3 protein-coding genes and 1 pseudogene are annotated in these 2,972 nt (G+C 46.3%); 1 reads left to right on the forward strand and 3 read right to left on the reverse strand.

Features of this window, described 5'->3' with window-relative positions; all coding sequences use genetic code 11:
* Window positions 1-789 (forward strand): Hsp33 family molecular chaperone HslO (locus B7Y67_RS14230; protein WP_293599208.1); only part of this gene is annotated, 789 nt, incomplete at its 5' end.
* Between the two features lie 9 nt (window positions 790-798).
* Here B7Y67_RS14230 and ftsB read toward each other — a convergent pair.
* From ftsB to B7Y67_RS14245, 3 genes and pseudogenes are all read right to left on the reverse strand, one after another.
* On the reverse strand, window positions 799-1,125 hold the full coding sequence (gene ftsB, locus B7Y67_RS14235; RefSeq protein WP_215303645.1) for a cell division protein FtsB: 327 nt from the start codon (window positions 1,123-1,125) through the stop codon (window positions 799-801).
* 21 nt (window positions 1,126-1,146) lie between these two features.
* On the reverse strand, window positions 1,147-2,433 hold the full coding sequence (eno, locus tag B7Y67_RS14240; protein WP_293599209.1) for a phosphopyruvate hydratase: 1,287 nt from the start codon (window positions 2,431-2,433) through the stop codon (window positions 1,147-1,149).
* A 34-nt stretch (window positions 2,434-2,467) separates the two neighbouring features.
* Window positions 2,468-2,972: pseudogene (locus B7Y67_RS14245) on the reverse strand (3-deoxy-8-phosphooctulonate synthase); the annotation flags it as partial.

The following is a 2,972-nucleotide window of genomic DNA, read 5'->3' on the forward strand; positions in this document are numbered from 1 at the left end:
GGGACCTTGATTATTCAAGCTCAGAGTAAAGGTCCAATTCAGCTTCTCGTGGTTGAATGTAAGTCTGATCTGACTATTCGCGCTACGGTAAAGCTCTCCGTAGAGGCAGATAGTATTGAGCCCAACGCCACACTAGGTGAATTGCTGGATGCTGACAATACTGGGCGCCTGGTGATTACTCTTGACCCTTCTGATCGCCAACCTGGTCAAGCTCCCTATCAAGGCATTGTGGCACTCCAGGAACATCGTGGTACGGTTATTAAGCCTGTTACAAGTGCTGCTGAAGCCATCGCTTTGTACATGCAAAATTCAGAACAGCTAGACACCCGTATTTGGTTGGCTTCAAACGACACCCATGTCGGTGGATTACTTTTGCAGCGCTTGCCCGACTCCGGAGGTCATGCCCACCTAGACCCCCAACTTGCCGCTGAAGGTTGGACCAGAATTCAGACTCTTGGTGAGACCATCACTAATGAAGAATTGCTAACTCTTTCACCCGAAACTATCTTACGCCGTCTCTTTTTAGAAGAGTCTACAGAAAGTGGTGTTCGCAGTTTCCCAGTTCGCCCTGTTCGCTTTGGTTGCCGTTGTTCTCGGGCCAAGGTGGCTGATGTCCTCAGAATGCTGGGCGAAGAGGAAGTTGAAAGCATTCTTGCAGAGCAAGGTGCTGTAGAGACCGAGTGTGATTTTTGCTCTAAAGCCTATCGCTTTGACGCCGTAGATTGCAGACAAGTTTTTAAGACAGATTTATTAGCAGACGCAACAAGACCGCCATCAAGCGGACATTAGGATGCAGGACTAGCGTTTAGCACTTGTAGGCTTTACGCCATCCGCATCATTTGTAGTGGGTTTTTCAGTTGGCAAAATTTGTACAAAAAACTCGCCTTCCTTGATCATGCCATGTTCAACGCGAGCACGCTCTTCAATTGCCCGAGTGCCCTCTTTTAAATCCTTAACATCACCAGTGAGTTTGGCATTGCGCAAGCTGAGTAGGCTATTCTTAGCCCTCTGCAAATCGAGTTGCCTCTCCATTTCGTAAACCTTGAGCCATCCACCCTTCCCCAACCAGAGTGGGTACTGTATTGCAATCAGCAATAACAGCATTGAGTAGATGGCGATACGCATAGACTAAAAGCTAGCCAATGATCAGCGCTTGAGATTGTAGAAAACCGATTTTCCTGGGTAGCTTGCAACATCACCCAAGTCTTCTTCAATACGCAATAACTGGTTGTACTTAGCAATACGATCAGATCGAGACAAAGAACCAGTCTTGATCTGGCCAGCATTGGTACCAACAGCAATATCAGCAATTGTGCTGTCTTCTGTTTCACCGGAGCGATGAGAAATCACTGCAGTGTAATTAGCACGCTTAGCCATTTCAATTGCAGCAAAGGTCTCAGTCAATGTACCAATTTGATTAATCTTAATGAGGATGGAGTTGGCAATACCCTTCTCAATGCCCTCTCTAAGAATGCGCGTGTTGGTAACAAAGAGATCATCCCCAACTAATTGGATTTTCTTACCCAATTTTTGAGTGATGTCAGCCCATCCATCCCAGTCACTCTCATGCATACCATCCTCAATCGACACGATTGGGAATTGATCGGCAAGGTTGCCGAGGTAGTCTGAGAATTCGCTCGAACTTAACTGTAAACCTTCGCCTGATAAGTGGTACTTACCATCTTTATAGAACTCACTAGCGGCACAATCCAAGGCTAATAGGACATCTTCACCGGCTTGATAGCCGGCACCCTCAATTGCCTTCATGATCGTCTGCAAGCACTCTTGATTACTCTTAAAGTTCGGAGCAAAGCCACCCTCATCACCAACAGTGGTTGGCATACCTTGTGCGCCGATGATTTTCTTCAATTCATGAAAGATTTCAGCGCCACAACGAAGGGCTTCACGGAAACTTTGAGCCCCGACTGGCATCACCATGAATTCTTGAATATCTAAGCTGTTATTGGCGTGTGCTCCACCATTGACGATATTCATCATTGGGACTGGTAACTGCATACCGCCTGATCCGCCAAAATAACGATACAAAGGCAAGCCAGCTTCTTCTGCAGCAGCGCGTGCTACAGCCATAGAGACGGCTAGAGTTGCGTTAGCACCTAAGCGAGCCTTATTATGAGTCCCGTCTAATTCAATTAAGGTGTGATCAAGAAATGCTTGCTCACTTGCATCAAGACCTAAGACTGATTCAGCAATCTCAATATTAATATTTTGAACGGCCTTAAGAACGCCTTTGCCTAAGTAACGCTCTTTATCTCCATCGCGAAGCTCAATGGCTTCACGTGAACCAGTTGAAGCGCCTGAAGGAACTGCTGCACGCCCCATAACACCAGACTCAAGCAAGACATCGCACTCAACCGTGGGATTTCCACGTGAATCTAAAACTTCTCTACCGATAATGTCAACAATGGCGCTCATGCACCTTCTCCTAAGTAAAAATGAATTTGGGGTGTTACTTGAAACTATCTTCTAAAAATAATCCAGGCTTCTTAACAACCGAATCAATCGCCACCAAAGATTCAAGCAACTCTTTCATACGATTGAGTGGTACGGCATTCGGACCATCTGAAAGCGCTTTAGCTGGATCTGGATGTGTCTCCATAAATAAGCCACTAATGCCAACTGCAACGGCGGCACGGGCCAGCACTGGCACAAACTCGCGTTGCCCACCACTCGCATTGCCTTGACCACCAGGCAATTGCACTGAATGAGTAGCGTCAAACACAACCGGAGCCTTTGTTTCACGCAAAATGGCTAAGCTACGCATATCAGAAACTAGGTTGTTATAACCGAATGAAGCGCCACGCTCACAAACCATAAATTGATCTGGAAGACTTGCTTCTACTGCAGCTGCACGAGCTTTATCAATGACATTCAACATTTCATGAGGGGATAAAAATTGACCCTTCTTGAAATTCACTGGCTTACCACTTTGAGCACAGGCACGAATGAAATCA

The organism is Polynucleobacter sp. 35-46-11, from assembly GCF_002281105.1.